The organism is Stenotrophomonas sp. PE591 (genome assembly GCF_018320795.1).
Taxonomy (GTDB): Bacteria; Pseudomonadota; Gammaproteobacteria; order Xanthomonadales; family Xanthomonadaceae; genus Stenotrophomonas; species Stenotrophomonas maltophilia.
Map to the genome: position 1 here is coordinate 422,815 of NZ_JAAOKO010000001.1, position 20,150 is coordinate 442,964.

Consider the following 20,150-nt stretch of genomic DNA (forward strand, 5'->3'; position numbering starts at 1 on the left):
TCGTTCGCCGGATTCCCCCTTCCGCCGGTTTCCAATGTCTCTCCCCTTGCGCCTCGCCCTGCTGCCCACGCTGCTGGCCAGTGCGGGTGCCTTCGCCGCCTGCCCCGCGCCGCCGCCCGGCCAGCCGGACATCCGCGCGATTGGCTACTACACCGACAAGGTCGGCTCGGTGATCGACCCGGCACTGCAGCAGCAGAACAAGGACGCCACTGCACCGCTGGACCGCTATGCCGCCGACGTGGCGCGCATGAGCGATGACTACCTGCGCAACGGTGACCCGGCAGCGGCACAGTGCACGCTGAGCTGGTTGGGTGCGTGGGCCGACGACGGCGCCATGCTCGGGCAGATGATCCGGGTCAATAACGATCAGTCGTTCTACATGCGGCAGTGGATGCTCGATGCGGTAGCCATGGCCTACCTGAAAGTGCATGACCAGGCCAACCCGCAGCAGCGTGCGCGTATCGATCCGTGGCTGCAGAAGCTGGCACGGGCCAATCTGGCGTACTGGGACAATCCGAAACGGCGCCGCAACAACCACTACTACTGGGGCGGGCTGGGCGTGCTGGCCACCGGCCTGACCACCGACGACGATGCCCTGTGGCAGGCCGGCCACGCCGCGTTCCAGAAGGGCATCGATGACATCCAGGACGATGGCAGCCTGCCGCTGGAGATGGCCCGCGGGCAACGGGCCCTGCACTACCACGACTACGCATTGGCGCCACTGGTGATGATGGCCGAGCTGGCGCGTCTGCGCGGCCAGGACTGGTATGCCAGCAGGAACCACGCGATCGACCGCCTGGCGCGGCGGGTCATCGAAGGCAGCAGGGACCCTGCATGGTTCAACCAGCACACCGGCGTTGCCCAGTTGCCCCTGCAGGCCAGCGGCTGGGTCGAGTTCTACCGCCTGCGCTCACCTGACGGCGGCGTGTTCGACGCCGCGCATGCGCGCGGACCGTTCCACTCGCCACGGCTGGGCGGCGACCTTACGCTGATGGCCACGCATGGCATCGTGCGCACGCCGCTGCGTTAGCAGCGCGCCTCAGCGGGCTTTCGGATGCAGCAGGCGCTGGAACTCGGCGACGGTGCACCCCTGAGCCGCGCACCCCGGCACACGCAGCACGACGCGGCCCGGCGGCTGCGCGTTGGCCAGCGGCAGCGCATCGCGCAGCTGCGCGGTGGTCGGGTAGACGTAGGCCAGGCGGATCCGTTCCACCCCGCTGTGGCGATCACGCCAGCGTTCGAACTGCAGCAGGCCACCGATCGGTGTCTTCTCGTACTGCCCCGGCAGGCTGTAGTCGCTGATTCCCAACGCCGCCAGCACCGAGCCGATGTTGGAATCGTGACCGACCAGCAGGGTCACCTTCGGCGACGCCGGGTCGTCGAACAACGCATTCACTCTTGTCAGCAGCGGAGCGGCCACATCCCGCGCCACCTCGGGCGTTCCGAACAGGATGTCCTGGTAGCGGTTGCGGATCTGCGCCAACGCCTGCCACTGCGCCTCGGTGGTCAACCGGCCCCAGCCTTCGCGGGGGATGCCACTGCCCTGGTAGTGCTCCATCAACAAGGCATCGACCAGCCCGCTGGCCAGCGCCAGTGATCCGGATGCGCGAGGCTCCTTGCCCGGTTCCGTACTGAAGGTGGTATCGGCCAGCGCCAGATGGCAGTCGCTGTGCCCCTTGCATGCCGCCGACTGCGGATAGCGGGTGATCTCTTCCACCACGGACAGAGCCGGTGCCAGGTCCGCTGCGGCCAGCGCTCGCTGCATTGATTCCAGCGCGCGCGTGCGGAAGGTCGTGTCACCGTTGTGGATCACCGGATCGAACAACGGATCCATCGAGCCCAGCGGCATGCGCTGTTCGACCGAAACATGGCAGCCCGGGAAAGCACCGGCAACGAAGAACTGCGCGGTGGCCTGGGTGCGCTGCAGGCTGTTGGCGTACGCGTGGAAGTCATCCTCCTGCGGGCAACCCGACACCGGCAACAGCTGCGCCTGGCGCAGCCACTGGGCGATGTAGCGGCCCATGTAGACCTCCAGCACGCCTCCCTTGGTAGTCAGCTCGCCCGGTGCCACCTCCCAGCGCGGCCAGGTCTCGGGCGTCGCGTTGGCGAGCGCGCCGGAGGCTACCACCGGCGCGCGCAGGTTGTGACGGCTGAGCAGGACGACCTGCTCGAGCTGGTCGCCGTCCATGGGTGCCGGCGCAGCCGTGGCAACCGTGGCAACCGTGGCAACCAGGCTGAGTGCCAGCAACAGGGAGCGCAGGGGGCGGATCATGCAGGTCTCCGGAAACACGCTGGGGTCAGAGCCCTTTCCTGCGGAAAGGGATCCGACCCCGAAGCGATCATTGATCGGCAGCAACAAATCCACCGGTCTGCCGCGCCCACAACCGTGCGTACAGGCCACCGGCCGCAATCAGCTCGGCATGGGTGCCGGTCTCCACGATGCGTCCCTGGTCCATCACCACCAGCCGGTCCATGCGCGCGATGGTCGACAGCCGGTGCGCGATCGCGATCACCGTCTTGCCGCCCATCAGCTCATCCAGGCTGTCCTGGATGGCCGCTTCCACTTCCGAGTCCAGTGCCGAGGTTGCTTCGTCCAGCACCAGGATCGGAGCGTCCTTCAGCAGCACGCGGGCAATGGCGATGCGTTGGCGCTGGCCACCGGACAGCTTCACGCCGCGCTCGCCGACATGTGCGTCGTAGCCACGACGCCCCTGCCCGTCCACCAGCGTATCGATGAAGGCTTCGGCACGTGCCTTGGCCACCGCAGCGCGCAGCTGCTCATCGGTTGCGTCTGGACGGCCGTACAGCAGGTTGTCGCGGATCGAGCGGTGCAGCAGCGAGGTGTCCTGGGTGACCACACCGATCTGCTGGCGCAGGCTTTCCTGGGTGACGCAGGCAATGTCCTGGCCGTCGATCAGGATGCGGCCGCTTTCCAGGTCGTACAGGCGCAGCAGCACATTGACCAGGGTCGACTTGCCGGCCCCCGAAGGGCCGACCAGGCCGATCTTCTCGCCCGGCTTCACCACCAGGTCCAGGCCTGCGATCACGCCACCCTTCTTGCCGTAGTGGAAGTGGATGTCCTGGAAATGCACGCCGCCACGGGTCACTTGCAACGGCACTGCATCCTCGCGGTCCTGCACGGTCAGCGGCTGGGCGATGGTGGTGATGCCATCCTGCACCGTGCCGATGTCCTCGAAGATGCCGTTGATGGTCCACATGATCCAGCCGGACATGTTGTGGATGCGGATCACCAGGCCGGTCGCCAGCGTGATCGCACCGACGGTGATGTGGCCGCCATTCCACAGCCACAGCGCCAGCCCACAGGTACCGGCGATCAGGAAACCGTTGACGATGGCGATGGTCAGGTCCATGCCGGTGGTCACCCGGGTCTGCGCGCGGTGCTTGACCGCCAGTTCCTGGATCGACTCGGCCACGTAGGCCTGCTCGCGCCCGCCATGGGCGAACAGCTTCAGCGTGGGAATGTTGGTGTAGCCATCGACGATGCGGCCCATCGCCTTGGAACGCGCTTCGGACGCAATCCAGGCCCGTTCCTTCGCGCGCGGCACGAAGTAGACCATGATCACCGCATAGGCCAGCAGCCACAGGATCAGCGGCACCATCAGCCGCCAGTCGGCCTGCGCGAACAGGTACAGCGCGGTGCCGGTATAGACCACGATGTACCAGAGCGAATCGACCATCTGCACCGCCGACTCGCGCAGCGAGGTACCGGTCTGCATCACCCGGTTGGCGACGCTGCCGGCGAAGTCGTTCTGGAAGAAGCTCAGGCTCTGCCGCACCACATAGTTGTGCATCAACCAGCGCGAGCGGTTGCTCAGGCCGGGCACGATGGCCTGGTTGACCAGCAGGTTGTGCAGGCCGACCAGGATCGGACGCGCGATGACCGTGATGAACAGCATCCAGCCCAGGTCGTTGGCATGGCGCTTGAAGAAGTCGGCACCGGGCTGCTCGGCGACCATGTCGACGATGCGGCCCAGGTAATCGAACATCGCCACTTCCACCAGCGCCAGCAGCAGGCCGGCGATGAGCGTGGCCAGCAGCACCGGCCACACCGGGCGCAGGTAGTGCAGGTAGAACGGCAGCACCTTGCGCGGAGGCATCCGCCCGTCCACGGGCGGGAACACCGGAATCAGGGATTCAAACCAACGGAACATCGCATTCCCTCGCCATCTTTAGCTGGCGGAGTATCCCATGCCGCATGTGTACGCCGGCCGACGATCGCTGCGGCTGCGGCTGCGGTCGTGCCGGCCGCTGGCCGGCACCCTTGCGACGCATCCGGGGATCATGAGGTTGCCGGCCAGCGGCCGGCACGACCCATCGGATTCGTCAAACGTCAGCGCCGGGCCACGCTCGGCGGCGTCATTTCACTGGGGTGAACAGCAGGTCCTGGAAATCGAAACTGAAATCGGTCAGGTCGGAAATCGGCTGCATGCGCACCTCGCGCACCTTGCCATCCGGGTCCAGGCTGAAGTTCACGAACGCGTCGGCGTTGAGCGAACGGTCGTCCCAGCGCACGATGAAGGTGTCGTGCTGCCAGTGCTCCAGGCGTCCGCTCAGCTGCGCGGTCTTGGCAAAGCGCAGGCGCAGTCCCTTGCCCTCGGCACTGACCTGCATGTCGCCATACCAGCGGTCGCGGAACGTGCCTGTATAGCCGGCCAGCGCCAGCGACGGCCTGCTGCCCTTGTCGCGCGCGCTCTGGTGCTTGGCCCACGCCTCGTCGGCCTTGTCCTGTCCCTTGGCCACGGCCTTGGCATAGGCATCCACCCAGTCGTGCCTTTCACCGCCCAGGTAGGCATCGAGCACACTCAGGGTGATCGCATTGAACGCCGCGCCCACTTCCTGATTGGTCAGCACCACCACGCCCAGTTTCTCTCCCGGTACCAGGGTCAGCCGCGAAACCATGCCCGGCCAGCCACCGGTGTGCCAGACCAGCTTCTGCCCGCGGTAGTCGCTCAGGCTCCAGCCTTCGCCATAGCCGGCGAAGTTGGCCCGCGCCGGTGCCAGCTCCGGCACGCTCGGCGCCGGGATCGACTGCGGCGTGATCATCCGCCACATCTGCTGCTGGCTCTTCTCGGTGAACAACGGCGTGCCGTCGGCCAGTTTGCCTTCGGCCAGCTGCACCTGCATCCAGCGCGCCATGTCGTGCGCGCTGGAATAGATGCCGCCGGCGCCGGCATTGTTCGACCAGGTCAGCGGCGCGACGGTGCGCAGGTCCTTGAAATCGTACTTGGCGTGGCCGACCGCGGCCTTGTCGCCCGGCTTCAGGTGATCGGCGTTGTAGCGCGTGCCGGCCATGCCCACCTTGTCGAAGATGCGGGTCTGCAGGAACTGCTGGTAACTCATGCCGGAAACATGCTCGATCACCTGCTGGGCGACCGCGTACAGGATGTTGTCGTACGCATAGCCCTCGCGGAATCCGCCCTTCAGCGGCACCTTGCCCAGCCGTTCCACCACTTCGGCATTGCTGTAGGAGGTGGTCGGCCAGAACAACAGGTCACCGGCGCCCAGGCTCAGTCCGCTGCGATGCGACAGCAGGTCGCGGATCGTCATCTGGCCGGTCACGAACGGATCGGACATGCGGAACGACGGCAGGTGGTCGATCACCTTGTCGTCCATCTTCAGCTTGCCGTCCTCGGCCAGCAGGTTCAGCGAGGTGGCGGTGAACGCCTTGGTGTTGGACGCAATGGCAAACAGCGTATCGGCCTGCACCGGTTCCGGCTTGCCCTGCTCGCGCACGCCCCAGCCGCGCTCCAGCACCACCTCGCCATCCTTGACCACCGCCACCGCAACACCGGGCACGTCGAACTGCGCGCGCACGCGCTCGACGGTTGCATCCAGCTCCTGCAGCTGCGCCGGGGTGGCAGCGCTCGCCATGGTCGTGCACGCCAGCAGCACGGCTCCTCCAATCCAGGGTTTCATCCAGCACGATCTCCGAACAGGGGTGGCGGCCATGTGCAGGCCGTCACCGGGGTTTCGCGGGATGGTAACGTTCTGCGTTGCACCCTGCCCTGTGCCATAGGAGGGGTGTCATGGGCGAGAACGGCCAACCGAGCAGCGGCTCCACCATCATTCCGTGCCTGCGCTACCGCGATGCGCAGGCTGCCATCGACTGGCTGCAGCGCGCCTTCGGCTTCCATGCCCAGGCCGTCTACGCCGATGGCGATACGGTGTTCCATGCGCAGCTGACCTTCGGCACCGGCATGATCATGCTGGGCTCGGCCAGCAACCAGAGCGCGTGGAGCGAGCATGCGGCGATGCCTGATGAGGTCGGCGGCCGCCAGACGCAGAGTGCCTGCGTGATCGTCACCGATGCCGACGCGCACTACGCCCGGGCCAAGGCCGCCGGTGCCCGAATCGTCATCGACATCGCCGACCAGGACTACGGCGGCCGTGGCTATGCCTGCGCCGACCCGGAAGGCTACCTGTGGTGGTTCGGCAGCTACGACCCGTGGCGCGCGGACCACGGCCAGTGACCGCCGGAGCGATCCGCTGCGGCATCGGTGGCTGGGTGTTTCCCGAATGGCGCGGCGGCGTTTTCTACCCCGTGGGCCTGCCACAGCGTGAAGAACTGGCCCACGCCAGCCGTGCGCTGCGTTGCATCGAAATCAACGGCACCTTCTACCGCACGCCCACTGCGGCGCAGTGCGAGCAGTGGGCCGCACAGACGCCGGAAGGCTTCCGGTTCTCGATGAAGGCGCCACGCTACCTGGTGCAGCGCCGCGACCTGTCCAGCACGGTCGAGGCGGCCGCGCCCTTCCTTCAGGCGGCGACCGCGCTCGGTGACCGGCTGGGCCCGCTGCTGTGGCAGTTCGATCCACGGCATCCGGCCGGCGCCGAAGCACTGGAACGGCTGATGGCACAGCTGCCGAAGCAGCTGGACGGGGTGCCGCTGCAGCATGCGCTGGAGGTCCGCAACGCCGAGGCACATGGCCCGGCACTGGTCGACGCCGCCCGCCGCCACGGCGTGGCGCTGGTGATCGAGGACAGCGACGAGGCGCCATTGCACGGCGATGTCGGTGCCGGCTTCGTCTATGCGCGGATCAAGCGCAGCCAGGCCCGCTTGAACGAGGGCCTGCCGGCGCCCGTGCAGCAGCGCTGGGCCGAACGCGCACGCCGCTGGTCACGCGGCGAACCGGTGGATGACCTGCCCTGCCTGGCCGCGCCAGCTCCGGAAACCCCGCGCGAGGTCTACCTGCTGTGCATCGGCGCGGGCAAGGCACGCAACCCGGCGGCGGCGATGGCACTGCAGCGGCGGGTTGACCAGGGCAGCGATCCCACACGCGGGTAGCGCTGCGACGTTCGCCTTGCCTCACAATAGGCGGATGAGCACACCCGACACCCGCAAAGCGCTGTGGCAGATCCACTTCTGTGTCCTGCTGTGGGGCGTCACCGCCATCCTCGGCAAGCTGATCACCCTGCCCGCATTGCCGCTGGTGTGGTGGCGCATGCTGCTGGTGACGGCGATGCTGGCCCTGCTGCCGCGGGTCTGGCGCGGGCTGCGCACCCTGCCCCTGCGGCTGGTGGCCGGTTACGCCGGCATCGGTGCGCTGGTCGCCCTGCACTGGCTGACCTTCTACGGCGCGGTGAAACTGGCCAATGCCTCGGTGGCCGCCACCTGCATTGCACTGGCCCCGGTGTTCACCTCGATCATCGAACCCTGGGTCGCCAAGCGGCCGTTCCAGCTACGTGAACTGGCGTTCGGCCTGGCGGTGCTGCCGGGTGTTGCGCTGGTGGTCGGTGGCGTGCCCGATGGCATGCGCCTGGGTGTCTTGATCGGGGCGATATCGGCGCTGCTGGTGGCGGTGTTCGGCTCGCTCAACAAGCGCATGGTCAGCCACGCCGACCCGCTCACGGTCACCGCACTGGAGCTGGGGGCCGGCACCCTCACCCTGACCCTGCTGGCACCGCTGATGCCCTACCTGCTGCCAGCACTGGCCAGCCCGCTGTGGGTGCTCCCGAATCTGCACGACGGCATCCTGCTGCTGGTGCTGGCCGGGTTCTGCACGCTGCTGCCGTTCGCCCTGGCCCTGGTCGCACTGCGCCACCTGAGCGCCTATACGGTGCAGTTGGTGACCAACCTGGAGCCGGTCTATGCGGTGGTGCTGGCGGTGGTGCTGCTGCGCGAGCAGCACGAGGTCACCCCGTGGTTCTACCTGGGCGTGGCGATCATCGTCGGCGCGGTGTTCCTGCATCCGCTGCTGAATCGCCGCAAGCCGGTGCAGCACCCGGAAATCCTTGGCACGGCCGAAGCACGCAACATCGCCGATTGAGTGCATCCGCGCATGGCGTGGATCTGCCGGATCCGGATCGATGTCTCAACGCTGCGGCCAATGCCAGGCCGGCGCATCCAGCAGGCCCTGCCCGCTCAGCAGCGTGCGGCCCTGTTCCTTGTGCAGATGCAGCGAGTGGCAGCCCGGCGCCTGCTCCAACGCCGCGATCAGCCGGCTGGCGTGTGACACCACCCACACCTGGCTGCGCGCACTGGCGGCGATGATCAGCCGCGCCAGCGCCGGCAGCAGGTCCGGATGCAGGCTGGTCTCCGGCTCGTTCAGCACCAGCAGCGGCGGTGGCCGCGGCGTGTGCAGTGCCGCGGCCAGCAGCAGGAATCGCAAGGTACCGTCAGACAATTCGGCCATCGACAACGGCCGCAGCAGCCCGGGCTGGTGGAATCGCAGGGCCAGTCGACCGTCCAGCTCTTCGAAGCCGACCGTGGCGCCGGGGAAGGCATCATCGACACTGCGTGCCAACGCAACCGGATCTCCGATCTCGAGAATGGTCACCCAGGCCGCCGCCAGATCCCGTCCGTCGTGATGCAGCACCGGCGTGCGCGTTGCCATCGCCGGTTGTCGCGCCGGGGCATCGGCGTCGCTGCGGAAATGATCGTAGAAGCGCCAGCGACGGATGTACTCACGCAGGGCGATGGTTTCCGGCATGCGCTGCGGATCGCCGACCTGGGTGAACAGGCTGTCGAACAGTGACAACCGGTCATCCACGAGATCCCAGCCGTGCGCATGGCGTTGCCGAACCATTGCCCCACGGCGATCGACCAGCAGGTTGGCGCTGCGCAGGAACGGCCCGGCCCAGATCGCCTCCGCCTTGATCTGCGGATCCAGCGCAAACGCGGAACGGCTGGGTGGCGGGTAGCCCAGGTCGATGGCATAGCCGAACTCGTCGGTGGTGAATCCCAGCTTCAGCCCCACTGACGCCTGCCGGGGCCCGCCCTGCAGCGGGATCTCGCCGGCCGCGACCCGGCGATCGATGGATTCGGGGCCGGCCCACAGCGCCGAACCAAGTCCCCCTTCACGGGCCAGCACCGCCGCGACGCCGCCCTGGGCGGTTTCCGCCAGCAGGCGCAGCGCGCGGTACAGGCTGGATTTGCCACTGCCGTTGTCGCCGGTGACCACGTTCAACGGCTGCAGCGGCAGTACCAGCCCGTGCAGCGAGCGATAGTGGGCGATGGCCAGGGTCTGCAGCATGGCTGGTGTCCGTGGAAACAAGGACGTCATGCTGGCCGGTTCTGATCGCAGGAGCTGCGACGCCAAGTGAAACGGGAAGAGCATCCACGCATGGCGTGGATCTACTGGAGCGGCATCGAATCATCCACGCGTCGCATGCATTCAGCGCGCGAACCGCCGGTGTTTCAGCCCGCCAGCTCCACCCGGTTGCGACCGTTGCCCTTGGCCCGGTACAGCGCCTTGTCGGCGCGCGCCAGCATCTCATCCACGCTTTCACCGGGCTGGTGCTGGGCCACACCAATGCTGATCGTGACCGGGAATCCCAGCGGCAGATCCGCCACGGCCAGGCGCAGGAACTCGCATTGCAGTTCGGCCGTGCGCAGATCAGTGCCCGGCATCACCGCCACGAACTCCTCGCCGCCATAGCGCGCGGCCATGCCACGGCCGGCAAAATGCGAACGCAGCAGCACGCCCAGCTCGGCCAGTACCCGGTCGCCGGTGGCGTGGCCCTGGAAGTCATTGATGTGCTTGAAATGATCGATGTCCAGCAGGGCCACGCAGGCTACTCCCGGTTGCCCATCGATCTCCGCAACCGCCTCTTCCAGTGCCGCTGCCATCGCGCGGCGGTTGGGCAGGCCGGTCAGCGCATCGGTGCGGCTCTGTTCGGCCAGGTCGGCATTCTGCGCCAGCAGCACGTCCTGGTACTCCGACAGCAGGCGCTCGTAGTCATCGCGTTCCAGCATGTGCTTCTGGATGTCGAGCGCGAAACGACGCAGCTCCATCACCAGCATCACCTGCCGTGAAAGCGCGGCCAGCGCCTCGGCCTTGTCGCTGGGCAGGTGCTGCGGCTGTGCATCGAACACGCATAGCGTACCCAGCGGCAGGCCATCGGAACTGATCAGCGGCGCACCGGCGTAGAAGCGGATGTGCGGGTCGCCGGTCACCACCGGGTTGTCATGGAAGCGGATGTCCTGCAACGCATCCTCGACCACCATGATTTCGTGCGGCTGCAGGATGGCGTGGCCACACATCGATTCGCTGCGCAGGTTTTCCGCCGCGTCGATGCCCTGGATCGACTTGAACCATTGCCGTTCGACGTCAATCAGGGTCACCGCTGCCATCGAGGTACCGCAGACCGCCTTGGCGATCGCCACCAGGTCGTCGAATGACTTCTCGCGCTGCGAATCAAGGATCCGGTAGCGGTACAGCGCCTCGAGCCGAAGGGCTTCGTTGGCAGGCTTGTCGGGCTTGATCATGCAGCGTCACGTTCCGGCAGGTCACTGCAAAGTCTAGCTGATGCCCGCGCGTAATCCGCACAACGGGTAGTGCCGGCCGCTGGCCGGCATCCCGCACTCATTCGATGCCTGGAGCAGCCGGCCAGCGGCAGGCACTACCGCGCGTTACCAGTCCAGCTGCTTCGGCAGGAGGCCCTGCAGTTCCTGCTCGGTCAGGTTGCGCCACTGGCCCGGCTTCAGCGCGCCGATCTTGATGTTGTCGATGCGCACGCGGCGCAGCTGGGTCACGCGATAGCCGAATTCGGCGGCCATCAGGCGGATCTGCCGGTTCAGGCCCTGCTGCAGGGTGATACGGAAGCCGAACTTGGCGATGCGCGAGGTCTTGCACGGCAGCGTCATCTGGTCGTGGATGCGCACGCCGCGCGCCATGCCGCGCAGGAACTCATCGGTGACCGGCTTGTTCACCGCCACCAGATATTCCTTCTGGTGGCCGTTTTCGGCGCGCAGGATCTGGTTGACGATGTCGCCGTTGCTGGTCATCAGGATCAACCCCTCGGATTCCTTGTCCAGGCGGCCGATCGGGAAGATGCGCTGTTCGTGGCCGACGAAGTCGACGATGTTGCCCTTGACCGAAGTTTCGGTCGTGCAGGTGACGCCTACCGGCTTGTTCAGTGCGATGTAGACGTGGCGGCGGGCGCCGGGCTTGCGTGCCACGCGGGCGCGCAGCGGCTGGCCGTCGACCAGCACCTGGTCTTCCTCGCCCACCACCGCGCCGGTACCGGCCGGATGGCCGTTGACGGTAACGCGGCGCGCGGCGATCAGGCGATCGGCCTCGCGGCGGGAGCAGAAGCCGGTGTCGGCGATATGTTTGTTGAGTCGGGTGGTCATCGGCCCATTATCCGGCATCGCCGCCCGCTGCGCTTCATGCCAGGGCGGGCGGATCGAGCTCCTCGCCGTCGAAGACCCGGTTGCGGCCCGCCCGCTTTGCCACGTACATGGCATGGTCGGCGCGCCGCAGCAGCCCGGCCAGATCGTCCTCGCCCGGTCGCCACTGCGCCAGGCCGATGCTGGCGGTCACCTCCAGCCCCGGCACCTGCAGGGCCTGGCCAGCCTCGGTGATGCGCTGGCGCAGGCGGTCCAGCCGCGCCGACGCCGCCTCGCGCGGCATGCCGGGCATCAGCAGCAGGAACTCTTCGCCGCCCATCCGCACCACTTCGTCCTGGCTGCGCACCGCCGCGCGCAGGGCACGCGCCACCGCCACCAGCACCTGGTCGCCCACTGCGTGGCCGTGGCGGTCGTTGATGTCCTTGAACAGGTCGATGTCGAGGAAGCCGATCACCAACGGGCCGCGCTCACGGTCCACCCGTTCCAGATGGCGGGCCAGCTGCTGCAGTCCGGCGCGACGGTTGGGAAGCCCGGTCAGGCCATCGGTCTCGGCCAGCTGGCGAAGTTCATCACGCTGCTGGCGCAGCCGGCCCAGCCGCTGGTTCAACGCATACGCGGCCATCATCAACAGCCAGGTCACCGCCAGCTGCAGCGCCTCCACCCGGTATTCCAGCAGCCACGCCGCACCACAGGCATCGGCGATGATCAGTACCAGCATCGGTGCCAGCGCGGCCAGACCCGCCTGTGCCCAACGGTCGCCGCGCCAGCGTGCCCAGACGCCGACCATCAGTGCCAGGCCACATCCGGACAGATAGGACACCTGCAAGCCCTTCGCGACCCAGGCCAGATGCTCCCAGCGCAGCCACGGCACCAGCACGGCCAGCGCCATCAGGGCCCACAACACCGCCAGCTGGGCCGGGCGCGATCGAGGCAGCACGCGATCGCCTCCGTTCAGCCGCCACAGCGCCGGCAGCACCAGTGCCTGGGTCGCAGCGGTCAGCGCCAGCAGCCACCAGGCGCCGTGCTCGCCCACCGGCAGCCAGGGTTCCGGATAGCCGCTGAGCCCGCCGAGGATGGCCTGCCACAGCACCATCACGGTGGTGCCGGCGATGTAGACCAGGAAACTGCGGTCCCGGGTGGTCAGGAAGGCCATCAACGCCGACAGCGCCAGCGCGATCGCCACCGCGATGCAGGCCGCACGCACCAGCAGGCGGGCGGTGTCGTTCTGCTGCACCGGGCTGGGCGCGCCCAGCCGCAGGGTCGGTACCCAACGTGTCTTCAGCGGTGTCTGCCAGGAGACCAGGAACGGCTCATGGCTGCCGGCCGGCGGTACCGCCACCAGGCCGATGCCAGCCCGGAAACGTGAATCGCGGGTGCGCGCGTCGTGCATGTTGCCGCAGATCTCGCGGTCGCCGTGCTGGACGCGCACTTCACCGGCAAAGACGTTGAACACGTCCAGCGCCTGCGGTTGCCCTGACCAGCCCTGCGGCGGAGCCGGTACCAGCACCTGCTGGCGGGCGCCGGACAGCATCTGCGGCGTGCATGCGCGGTGCGGCGTCGGCTCGTCGGTAGCGCCGCCGACCAGGAGATAATCATGGCCCGACACGGCCTCTGCAGCCTGAAGCGGCCACGGCAACGCCAACCACACCATCAGGACGGCCAGCACCGCTCCTGTTCCATACCGCCACTGCCTGCCGCCCACGCCACGTCCTGTTCCTGCTTACGTCCGCGCCCACTGCGCGCCGCCCCTGGCGCGCATTATCGCAGCCGGGCACGCCACGCATGTGTAGACCAAAGTCGGCGCCCGCGGTTCAGCCAGCCGCCGGCGGCCCCTTCACCGCGACCAGCCGTACCGGGCGCAGATCGACCAGGGTCAGCCGCTCCAGCGGCTGCGGCCGTTCGATGGCATAGCCCTGCAGCCCCTGCACGCCAAGCCGGGTCAGCGCACCGGCAACCTCGGCGGTCTCCACCCACTCGGCCACCACTTCCATCTGCAGCTCGCGCCCGAGCTCGCTGATCGCGCGCACCGTGGCGTGGCTGACCGGGTCGGTATCCATGTCGCGCACGAAGGCGCCGTCGATCTTCAGGATGTCCGCCGGCAACTGGCGCAGGTAGCCGAAGGAAGACAGGCCGGAGCCGAAGTCATCCAGCGCCATCCGGCACCCCCGTGCCTTCACTGCATCGATGAAGGCGCGGGCCTGGCTGAGGTTGCTGATCGCCGCAGTCTCGGTGATCTCGAAGCACAACTTGGAGGCCAGCGCGCGGTTGCGCTCGAGCAGGTCGCAGACGAAGGCGAGGAATCCCGGCTCGGCGATCGACTGCGCGGACACGTTGACGTTGCACAGGCCCAGCTGGCGCACGTGCGCCGGGCACACCTGCAGGTGGCGGAACAGCAGCCCGAGCACGTGCCGGTCCAGCGCCACTGCCATGCCATAGCGCTCCACCGCCGGCATGAACTGGCCGGGCAGATGCAGGCTGCCATCGGTACCACGCATGCGCACCAGCACCTCGTAGTGCAGGTAGGACGGATCGCCCACGCGGGCGATGCGCTGCGCATACAGCAGCATGCGATTCTCGGCCATCGCCAGGCTGACGCCCTGCAGGCGCTCGGCCTCCTGCCGCCGCTCCTCCAGCGCCATGCGGTTCTCATTGAAGCAGTGCACGCGGTTGCGCCCGGCCTGCTTGGCGGCATAGCAGGCGCTGTCGGCAGCACTCATCAACCAGTTCACGTCCGGCGCATCTGCACTGACCTCGACCACGCCGATGCTGCAGCTCAGCTGCGGGCTGCCCTCGCTGATCGGAAACGTGGCCTGGCCCAGGTTGCGGATCACCCGCTGCAGCACCCGCTTGGCTTCGTCCTGCCCGGCATGGGCGAGGAACACGGCGAACTCGTCGGCGCCCAGGCGGCCGACCCAGTCACCGTCACGCACGGCCGCCACCAGATAGTCGGCGAAACTGCGCAGCATCTGGTCACCGGCGGCATGGCCGAAGCTGTCGTTGACCAGTTTGAAGTGGTCCAGGTTGATGTAGCACAGCGCATGCGTACCGCCATCACTGCGCACCTGCAGCAGCGCACGCTCCAGCAGCCGCTCGATCTCGCGGCGGTTGATCAGGCCGGTCAGCGGATCGTGGCTGGCGTGATGCTCGATCTCACGTGCCAATGCATGGTTCTGGCTGACATCCTCGATGATCGCAAACACCGACAGGCCGCCTCCCGCGCTGCGCACGCCGGTGCCACTCCAGCGCCCCCACACCAGGCTGCCATCGCGGCGGCAGAAGCGCAGTTCACTCGGCCGCAGCTGCCGGTCCCAGTCGATGCGGCCGACGCCATCGATGACCAGTTCGCCTTCCATCAACAGATCACCGAGCGACATCTGCAGCAGCACGTCGCGTCGGTAGTCGAGGATGTCGGCCATCGCCTGGTTGGCTTCGATCACCTTGCCGTCGGTGTCGAGCTTGAGCATGCCGACATTGGCCTGGTAGAAGGCCGCACGGAAGCGGCTTTCATGCTCGGTCAGGTCCTTGCCGACGCGGCGCGCGAGGGCCACCGCCATCAGGCTGATCGCCAGCACCGACAACCCGCCGACCACAAGCGTGGCGATCCGTACCATCGTGGCCATGCGCAGCAACGCTTGCGAAAATGCCTGCGCCTGCACCTGCAGCCGCCGGTCCAGATCACGCAGTTGTTGCAGGTACCGGTCGCGGTCCGCCGCTGGCAGCACGCCCTGGGCGTGCCCCGACTGCAGCTCGGCAACCAGCCGCTGCACGGCCAACAGATCATCGTCGGTCTGTCGCCACAGCGTGGTTGCTTCCCGGAATGCACCGATGTCGCGTGCATAGCGGAACGAGAACACCAGGCGCGGGATATCGGCGCGCGCGTTGCCACCCTGCAGGAAGCCCTGCCTGGCCTTTTCCTCGTCCGGTACCGCCTGTTCCAGCGCCAGCCGGGCCTGCAGATCGCCCAATGGAATCCGCAGCGCCTGGCGCGCGTCATCCAGGTCCTGGGCATGGCCACGCGCCAGGTAGCGGCTCAGCGCAGCGGTTGCATCCTGCTGCCCTCGTGACCAGTACCCCTGGCCGGCAATCCAGGCCGTCGAGGCTGCCTGCAGTTCCTGGATCAACGCGGACAACGCGACCAACCCGATCGCCATGCCCGTCAACAACGCAAAGCGCAATCCCAGCCCACGGGTCATCGGCACCCGCCGGCTCTGCTGGTCCGTGCCACTTCTACCCATCCCGGATCCCCCCGAATGTGCTGCGGTGACAACCTGCCTTGGAACCGGCCCAGCCTATGACCGGCAATGTGTGGGCCATGCGAAAAAGGGGACGGAGGGGATTAAGTCGTTTTCGGCATAAGCGCATGGCCTGCCATTTACGACTTAATCCCCTCCGTCCCCTTTTCCTGTACGCCAGCCCGGGGGCTGGCGTTGTTATGGACGGCTGCAGGTGCGGCTTAGAAGCTGCGCGGGCCGCGCGGCTTGAAGCCGTCACGACGCGGCGGCCGGCTGTCGCGGTCACCGCCGCGGTCGCCACCATGGCCACCCGGACCACCCGGGCCACCACGACGCGGACCACCCGGGCCGCCCGGGCCACGCTTGTCGAAGCGCGGCTTGAACGGACGCGGGGCCGGGCTGCTGTCTTCACCCGGAGCCAGCGCACGCATCTGCAGCTGCTGGCCGGACACCCACACCTTCTGCAGGTGCGACAGCACGTCCGGCGGCATCTGTGCCGGCAGGTCCAGCAGCGAGAAGTCGTCGTGGATGTCGATGCGGCCGATGAAGCGGCTTTCCAGGCCCGCTTCGTTGGCGATGGCGCCGACGATGTTGGCCGGCTTCACGCCATGCTGGTGGCCCACCGAAATGCGGTAGGTCTCCATGCCCTGCTCCGGTGCACCACGCGGCGGAACCTCACGGCGCGGACGCTGCTCGAAACCACCTTCGGCGTCGTCGCGACGCGGGCCACGCTCGAAGCGCGGACCGCGCTCGTTGCGGTCGAAGCGATCGCCACGCTCCGGACGGTCGCCACGGTCGAAACGCTCGCGCGGGGCGCGCTCTTCACGCGGGGCACGCACCGGCGGCTGCAGCAGGAACGGGGTGTCACCCTGCAGCATCTTGGCCAGCGCGGCGGCGATCTCGATGGCCGGCACGTTCTGCTCGTTCTCGAAGCGCTCCAGCAGCTGGCGGTAGAAGTCCAGGCCGCCGGCACCGAGGGTTTCGCTGATGCGCGTGGTGAACTTGTTGATGCGGTTGTCGTTGACCGCTTCCACGCTCGGCAGCTGCATCTCTTCGATCGGCTGGCGGGTGGCGCGCTCGATCTGGCGCAGCATGCCCTTCTCGCGCGGGGTGGCGAACAGGATCGCCTCGCCGCTGCGGCCGGCACGACCGGTACGGCCGATGCGGTGCACGTAGCTTTCGGTGTCGTACGGAATGTCGTAGTTCAGCACGTGGCTGATGCGCTCCACGTCCAGGCCGCGCGCAGCCACGTCGGTGGCGACCAGGATGTCCAGCTTGCCTTCCTTCAGCATGGCGATGGTGCGCTCACGCTGGGCCTGCTGCATGTCGCCGTTGATGGCGGCAGCGGCCAGGCCACGGGCCTGCAGCTTGCTGGCCAGTTCTTCGGTGCCGGCCTTGGTGCGCGCGAAGATGATCATCGCGTCGAACGGCTCGACTTCCAGGATGCGGGTCAGCGCATCCAGCTTGTGCATGCCGCTCACCCACCAGTAACGCTGGCGGATGTTGGCCGAGGTGGTGGTCTTGGCCGCGATGGTCACTTCCACCGGGTCCTGCAGGTAGGTCTGCGCGATGCGGCGGATCTGCGGCGGCATGGTGGCCGAGAAAAGGGCCACCTGGCGCTGCTCCGGCAGCTTCTTCAGCACCGCTTCAACGTCGTCGATGAAGCCCATGCGCAGCATTTCATCGGCTTCGTCCAGCACCAGGGTCTTCAGCTCGGACAGGTCCAGGGTGCTGCGGTCCAGGTGGTCGATCACGCGACCGGGGGTACCGACCACGATATGCACGCCACGGCGCAGCGCCGACAGCTGCTGCCCGTAAGGCTGGCCGCCGTACACCGGCAGCACGCGGAAGCCCGGGATCTTCGACGAATAGGACTGGAACGCCTCGGCGACCTGGATGGCCAGTTCGCGGGTCGGCGCCAGGATCAGGGCCTGAGGCTTGATCTGCTGCAGGTCGATGTTGGACAGTACCGGCAGCGCGAACGCGGCGGTCTTGCCGGTACCGGTCTGGGCCTGGCCCAGCACGTCGCGGCCTTCCAGCATCGCCGGGATGGTGGCGGCCTGGATCGGCGATGGGGTTTCGTAGCCGATGGCGGTGACCGCCTGCATCACGGGCTCGGACAGGCCGAGCTGCGCGAACTGCAGCGGCGCTTGGGAATCTTGGGACATGGGGAACTCCGAAGGCACTGCCGTCTTCCTGGCAGTGCGATAAAAAAAGGGATGGTCCGCGCTTTGGGCGCCCTTCTTATCGCGTGCCCTGGCGCTGCTCGGTCGGAGGAGATTTCACTCGCTCAGAGCGGGATGATACCGCATTGATCCTGAACGAGGCGTACAGCTTTCCGTGCGCGTGCCGTCATGCCCCGTGCTGGCGCACAATACGCGCCCTCTTCCCGGCCCGGCCGCTGGCCTGCGCCCCTCTTCCCAGGAACCCCGCTCCATGCAGATTCTCGAATTCGACCTCGACGGCGACTACGTCGAACTCAAGCAGCTGCTCAAGCTGGCCGACCTGGTCACCAGCGGCGGCGAAGCCAAGATGGTCATCAGCGAAGGCCTGGTGCGGGTCGACGGCGAAGTCGAACTGCGCAAGGCCTGCAAGATCCGCGCAGGCCAGGTGGTCGAGTTCGCCGACAGCCAGATCCGGGTGCTGGCCGCCGGCTGATGTGAGGCTGCTCAGGCTACGCGCTGGGTCAGGTGCGAGGCAATCAGCTGCCTGAACGGTGCCACCCCCTGCGCCAGGCGCAGGCCGGCCGCCCGCAGCAGCCGCGCGGGGCGGCGATCGTCGGTGTACAGGCTGGCGATCGCATTGGTGGCCTCGTACAGCGGCCGCGACGCCAGCCGATGACCCCGCTGGTAGCCGGCCAGCATGCCGGCGGCGGCAATGTCGGCACCGCGACGCTGCTGCGCGACGAGGCCCTGCGCCAGCCGCTGTGCGCTGGCCAGGCCCAGGTTGAATCCATGCGCGGTGACCGGGTGCATGCCGACGGCGGCATCGCCGATCAGCGCCGAACGCTCGCCAACAAAACGGTGCGCGTACACACCCACCAGCGGATACGCCTGCGGCGTGGCCACCGGCTGCATCCGGCCCAGCCGATGTTCGAAGCAAGCACTGATGGCCTCGCCGAAGGCCACCTCGTCCATCGCCAGCAGCGCCTCGATCTGCCGCGGCGGCAGCGTGATCACCGCCGATGCCTGGCCCTCGTTGAGCGGCAGCAGCGCCATCGTGCGGCCGTAGCCGAACCATTCCCAGGCAGTGTGGCGATGGTCGCGCTCGACCTGCATGCGGCACACCAGCATCGACTTGCCGAAGTCGCGCATCTGCGCACCGATGCCGAGCATGCGGCGGGTGGCGGAGAAGCGGCTGTCAGCGGCCACCAGCAGCCGCGCATGCAGTTGGCTGCCGTCATCGAGTTTGACCACATGGCCCTGTGCATCGGCTTGCACGCCCTGCACCTTGCGCCCGTCGAACAGTTCCACGCCGTCCTGGCCCTGCACCGCATCCCATGCGGCACGGCGGATCAGATGGTTGGGTACCAGCCAGCCCAGCGGCTGGCCGTCGACCTGGCTGCTGGCGAAGGTCAGCGCGAACGGCGAGCCGCCGTTCATCACCTTGGCATCGCGCAGTTCAGCGACTTCGGCCTGCGGCAGGCGCTGCCACAGACCCAGCTGCTCCATGCTCTGCCGGGAGGCATGGGTCAACGCGATCTCCCTGCCATCGAAGGCGGCCTCGGCCAGGGCCTGGCGCGGCTGCACTTCGACCAGCCCGACCTGCAGCCCGCTGCCGGCCAGCGCGCGCGCGAAGCACAGACCTGCCGGTCCGGCGCCGACCACCACCACGTCCATCCTGCGCATGCGCGCCTCCTGCCGTTGATTCAGTCCGCGCCAGCATAGCGCCGCGCACCTGAGCGGCCTTGATCTGGATCAGGCCGACTTACAGAAGTGCGAACACCAGCGCCAGGATCGACAGCAGCGACACCAGCCACACCAGGCTGCGCACGTAGGGCACGCCTGCGGCGTACAGGGGCAGATAGACCACACGCGCCCAGAAGTAGGCCTGCGCCGCCAGTGCAGTGGTGTCGTTGCCGCGACCGGCCACGACCACCGCGATGGCGGCGGCGGCGAAGAACGGGAACGTCTCCAGGAAATTGGCCTGCGCACGCTGCAGGCGCCCGGCCAGTGGGCTGACCGGCTTTGCGTCGCCATCGCGTGCCGAGGCATTCCACTTCATCCCGCGCTCGCGGGTGACCACGGTGGAGGTAGCGAAGATGTAAACGAAGCCGAGCACGGTCGACCAGGCCAGCATCGTCAATTCAGTTGCCATCATTCATC

16 protein-coding genes are annotated in these 20,150 nt (G+C 67.7%); 5 read left to right on the plus strand and 11 right to left on the minus strand.

All coding sequences use genetic code 11. The annotated features are described in order from the left end of the window. Positions 1 to 34 precede the first annotated feature (34 nt). Positions 35 to 1,030 carry a polysaccharide lyase gene (locus JLDANKMP_RS02175; protein ID WP_183153856.1) on the plus strand — a complete coding sequence of 332 codons (996 nt, stop codon included), beginning with the start codon at positions 35 to 37 and terminating at the stop codon, positions 1,028 to 1,030. Positions 1,031 to 1,039: 9 nt separating this feature from the next. On the opposite strand, the gene agp is transcribed toward JLDANKMP_RS02175, so the two are convergent. From agp to JLDANKMP_RS02190, 3 genes are all read right to left on the minus strand, one after another. Then, positions 1,040 to 2,272, minus strand: a complete 1,233-nt coding sequence (agp, locus tag JLDANKMP_RS02180) for a bifunctional glucose-1-phosphatase/inositol phosphatase (RefSeq protein WP_212560411.1) — start codon at positions 2,270 to 2,272, stop codon at positions 1,040 to 1,042. 67 nt (positions 2,273 to 2,339) lie between these two features. Next, positions 2,340 to 4,172, minus strand: a complete 1,833-nt coding sequence (gene smrA, locus JLDANKMP_RS02185) for a multidrug efflux ABC transporter SmrA (protein ID WP_212560412.1) — start codon at positions 4,170 to 4,172, stop codon at positions 2,340 to 2,342. A 205-nt stretch (positions 4,173 to 4,377) separates the two neighbouring features. Next, complete coding sequence (locus JLDANKMP_RS02190; protein ID WP_212560413.1) at positions 4,378 to 5,937, minus strand: serine hydrolase; 1,560 nt, start codon at positions 5,935 to 5,937, stop codon at positions 4,378 to 4,380. A gap of 110 nt (positions 5,938 to 6,047) precedes the next feature. Here JLDANKMP_RS02190 and JLDANKMP_RS02195 point away from each other — a divergent pair, with 110 nt between their 5' ends. From JLDANKMP_RS02195 to JLDANKMP_RS02205, 3 genes are read left to right on the plus strand one after another with little or no spacing between them, the layout of a single operon-like run. Beyond that, on the plus strand, positions 6,048 to 6,491 hold the full coding sequence (locus JLDANKMP_RS02195) for a VOC family protein (RefSeq protein WP_005408713.1): 444 nt from the start codon (positions 6,048 to 6,050) through the stop codon (positions 6,489 to 6,491). Further along, positions 6,488 to 7,306 (plus strand): DUF72 domain-containing protein, encoded by an 819-nt coding sequence (locus JLDANKMP_RS02200; RefSeq protein ID WP_212560414.1) that lies wholly within the window; start codon positions 6,488 to 6,490, stop codon positions 7,304 to 7,306. The genes JLDANKMP_RS02195 and JLDANKMP_RS02200 overlap by 4 nt, the downstream gene beginning before the upstream one ends. A gap of 34 nt (positions 7,307 to 7,340) precedes the next feature. Continuing rightward, complete coding sequence (locus tag JLDANKMP_RS02205; protein ID WP_005412717.1) at positions 7,341 to 8,288, plus strand: DMT family transporter; 948 nt, start codon at positions 7,341 to 7,343, stop codon at positions 8,286 to 8,288. Positions 8,289 to 8,333: 45 nt separating this feature from the next. On the opposite strand, the gene JLDANKMP_RS02210 is transcribed toward JLDANKMP_RS02205, so the two are convergent. The 6 genes from JLDANKMP_RS02210 to JLDANKMP_RS02235 form a co-directional block, all read right to left on the minus strand. After that, positions 8,334 to 9,494: an AAA family ATPase gene (locus JLDANKMP_RS02210; protein ID WP_024956273.1), complete on the minus strand. Its 1,161-nt coding sequence runs from the start codon at positions 9,492 to 9,494 to the stop codon at positions 8,334 to 8,336. A gap of 164 nt (positions 9,495 to 9,658) precedes the next feature. Further along, positions 9,659 to 10,729, minus strand: coding sequence for a sensor domain-containing diguanylate cyclase (locus tag JLDANKMP_RS02215; protein WP_212560415.1), 1,071 nt, complete (start codon positions 10,727 to 10,729; stop codon positions 9,659 to 9,661). Positions 10,730 to 10,873: 144 nt separating this feature from the next. Further along, positions 10,874 to 11,596 (minus strand): pseudouridine synthase, encoded by a 723-nt coding sequence (locus tag JLDANKMP_RS02220; RefSeq protein ID WP_005408708.1) that lies wholly within the window; start codon positions 11,594 to 11,596, stop codon positions 10,874 to 10,876. 34 nt (positions 11,597 to 11,630) lie between these two features. Beyond that, positions 11,631 to 13,295 carry a diguanylate cyclase gene (locus JLDANKMP_RS02225; RefSeq protein ID WP_212560416.1) on the minus strand — a complete coding sequence of 555 codons (1,665 nt, stop codon included), beginning with the start codon at positions 13,293 to 13,295 and terminating at the stop codon, positions 11,631 to 11,633. Between the two features lie 109 nt (positions 13,296 to 13,404). After that, positions 13,405 to 15,828: an EAL domain-containing protein gene (locus JLDANKMP_RS02230; protein ID WP_005412713.1), complete on the minus strand. Its 2,424-nt coding sequence runs from the start codon at positions 15,826 to 15,828 to the stop codon at positions 13,405 to 13,407. A 218-nt stretch (positions 15,829 to 16,046) separates the two neighbouring features. Next, the gene (locus JLDANKMP_RS02235; RefSeq protein ID WP_212560417.1) at positions 16,047 to 17,993 is read right to left on the minus strand and encodes a DEAD/DEAH box helicase; all 1,947 of its coding nucleotides are present in this window, start codon (positions 17,991 to 17,993) and stop codon (positions 16,047 to 16,049) included. Positions 17,994 to 18,261: 268 nt separating this feature from the next. Between JLDANKMP_RS02235 and JLDANKMP_RS02240 the strand changes: the two genes are divergently transcribed. Further along, positions 18,262 to 18,483: an RNA-binding S4 domain-containing protein gene (locus JLDANKMP_RS02240; protein WP_005408703.1), complete on the plus strand. Its 222-nt coding sequence runs from the start codon at positions 18,262 to 18,264 to the stop codon at positions 18,481 to 18,483. Between the two features lie 11 nt (positions 18,484 to 18,494). On the opposite strand, the gene ubiM is transcribed toward JLDANKMP_RS02240, so the two are convergent. Both ubiM and JLDANKMP_RS02250 read right to left on the minus strand, forming a co-directional pair. Next, positions 18,495 to 19,673, minus strand: coding sequence for a 5-demethoxyubiquinol-8 5-hydroxylase UbiM (ubiM, locus tag JLDANKMP_RS02245; RefSeq protein WP_212560418.1), 1,179 nt, complete (start codon positions 19,671 to 19,673; stop codon positions 18,495 to 18,497). Between the two features lie 79 nt (positions 19,674 to 19,752). Further along, on the minus strand, positions 19,753 to 20,142 hold the full coding sequence (locus JLDANKMP_RS02250) for an MAPEG family protein (RefSeq protein WP_049397503.1): 390 nt from the start codon (positions 20,140 to 20,142) through the stop codon (positions 19,753 to 19,755). Positions 20,143 to 20,150 lie beyond the last annotated feature (8 nt).

What these genes read in the sequence shown, in the direction of transcription:
- JLDANKMP_RS02175 (WP_183153856.1), top strand. Translation starts at nt 35, where the DNA reads ATGTCTCTCCCCTTGCGCCTCGCCCTGCTGCCCACGCTGCTGGCCAGT.
- agp (WP_212560411.1), bottom strand. Translation starts at nt 2,272, where the DNA reads ATGATCCGCCCCCTGCGCTCCCTGTTGCTGGCACTCAGCCTGGTTGCC.
- smrA (WP_212560412.1), bottom strand. Translation starts at nt 4,172, where the DNA reads ATGTTCCGTTGGTTTGAATCCCTGATTCCGGTGTTCCCGCCCGTGGAC.
- JLDANKMP_RS02190 (WP_212560413.1), bottom strand. Translation starts at nt 5,937, where the DNA reads ATGAAACCCTGGATTGGAGGAGCCGTGCTGCTGGCGTGCACGACCATG.
- JLDANKMP_RS02195 (WP_005408713.1), top strand. Translation starts at nt 6,048, where the DNA reads ATGGGCGAGAACGGCCAACCGAGCAGCGGCTCCACCATCATTCCGTGC.
- JLDANKMP_RS02205 (WP_005412717.1), top strand. Translation starts at nt 7,341, where the DNA reads ATGAGCACACCCGACACCCGCAAAGCGCTGTGGCAGATCCACTTCTGT.
- JLDANKMP_RS02210 (WP_024956273.1), bottom strand. Translation starts at nt 9,494, where the DNA reads ATGCTGCAGACCCTGGCCATCGCCCACTATCGCTCGCTGCACGGGCTG.
- JLDANKMP_RS02215 (WP_212560415.1), bottom strand. Translation starts at nt 10,729, where the DNA reads ATGATCAAGCCCGACAAGCCTGCCAACGAAGCCCTTCGGCTCGAGGCG.
- JLDANKMP_RS02220 (WP_005408708.1), bottom strand. Translation starts at nt 11,596, where the DNA reads ATGACCACCCGACTCAACAAACATATCGCCGACACCGGCTTCTGCTCC.
- JLDANKMP_RS02230 (WP_005412713.1), bottom strand. Translation starts at nt 15,828, where the DNA reads ATGGGTAGAAGTGGCACGGACCAGCAGAGCCGGCGGGTGCCGATGACC.
- JLDANKMP_RS02235 (WP_212560417.1), bottom strand. Translation starts at nt 17,993, where the DNA reads ATGTCCCAAGATTCCCAAGCGCCGCTGCAGTTCGCGCAGCTCGGCCTG.
- JLDANKMP_RS02240 (WP_005408703.1), top strand. Translation starts at nt 18,262, where the DNA reads ATGCAGATTCTCGAATTCGACCTCGACGGCGACTACGTCGAACTCAAG.
- ubiM (WP_212560418.1), bottom strand. Translation starts at nt 19,673, where the DNA reads ATGCGCAGGATGGACGTGGTGGTGGTCGGCGCCGGACCGGCAGGTCTG.
- JLDANKMP_RS02250 (WP_049397503.1), bottom strand. Translation starts at nt 20,142, where the DNA reads ATGGCAACTGAATTGACGATGCTGGCCTGGTCGACCGTGCTCGGCTTC.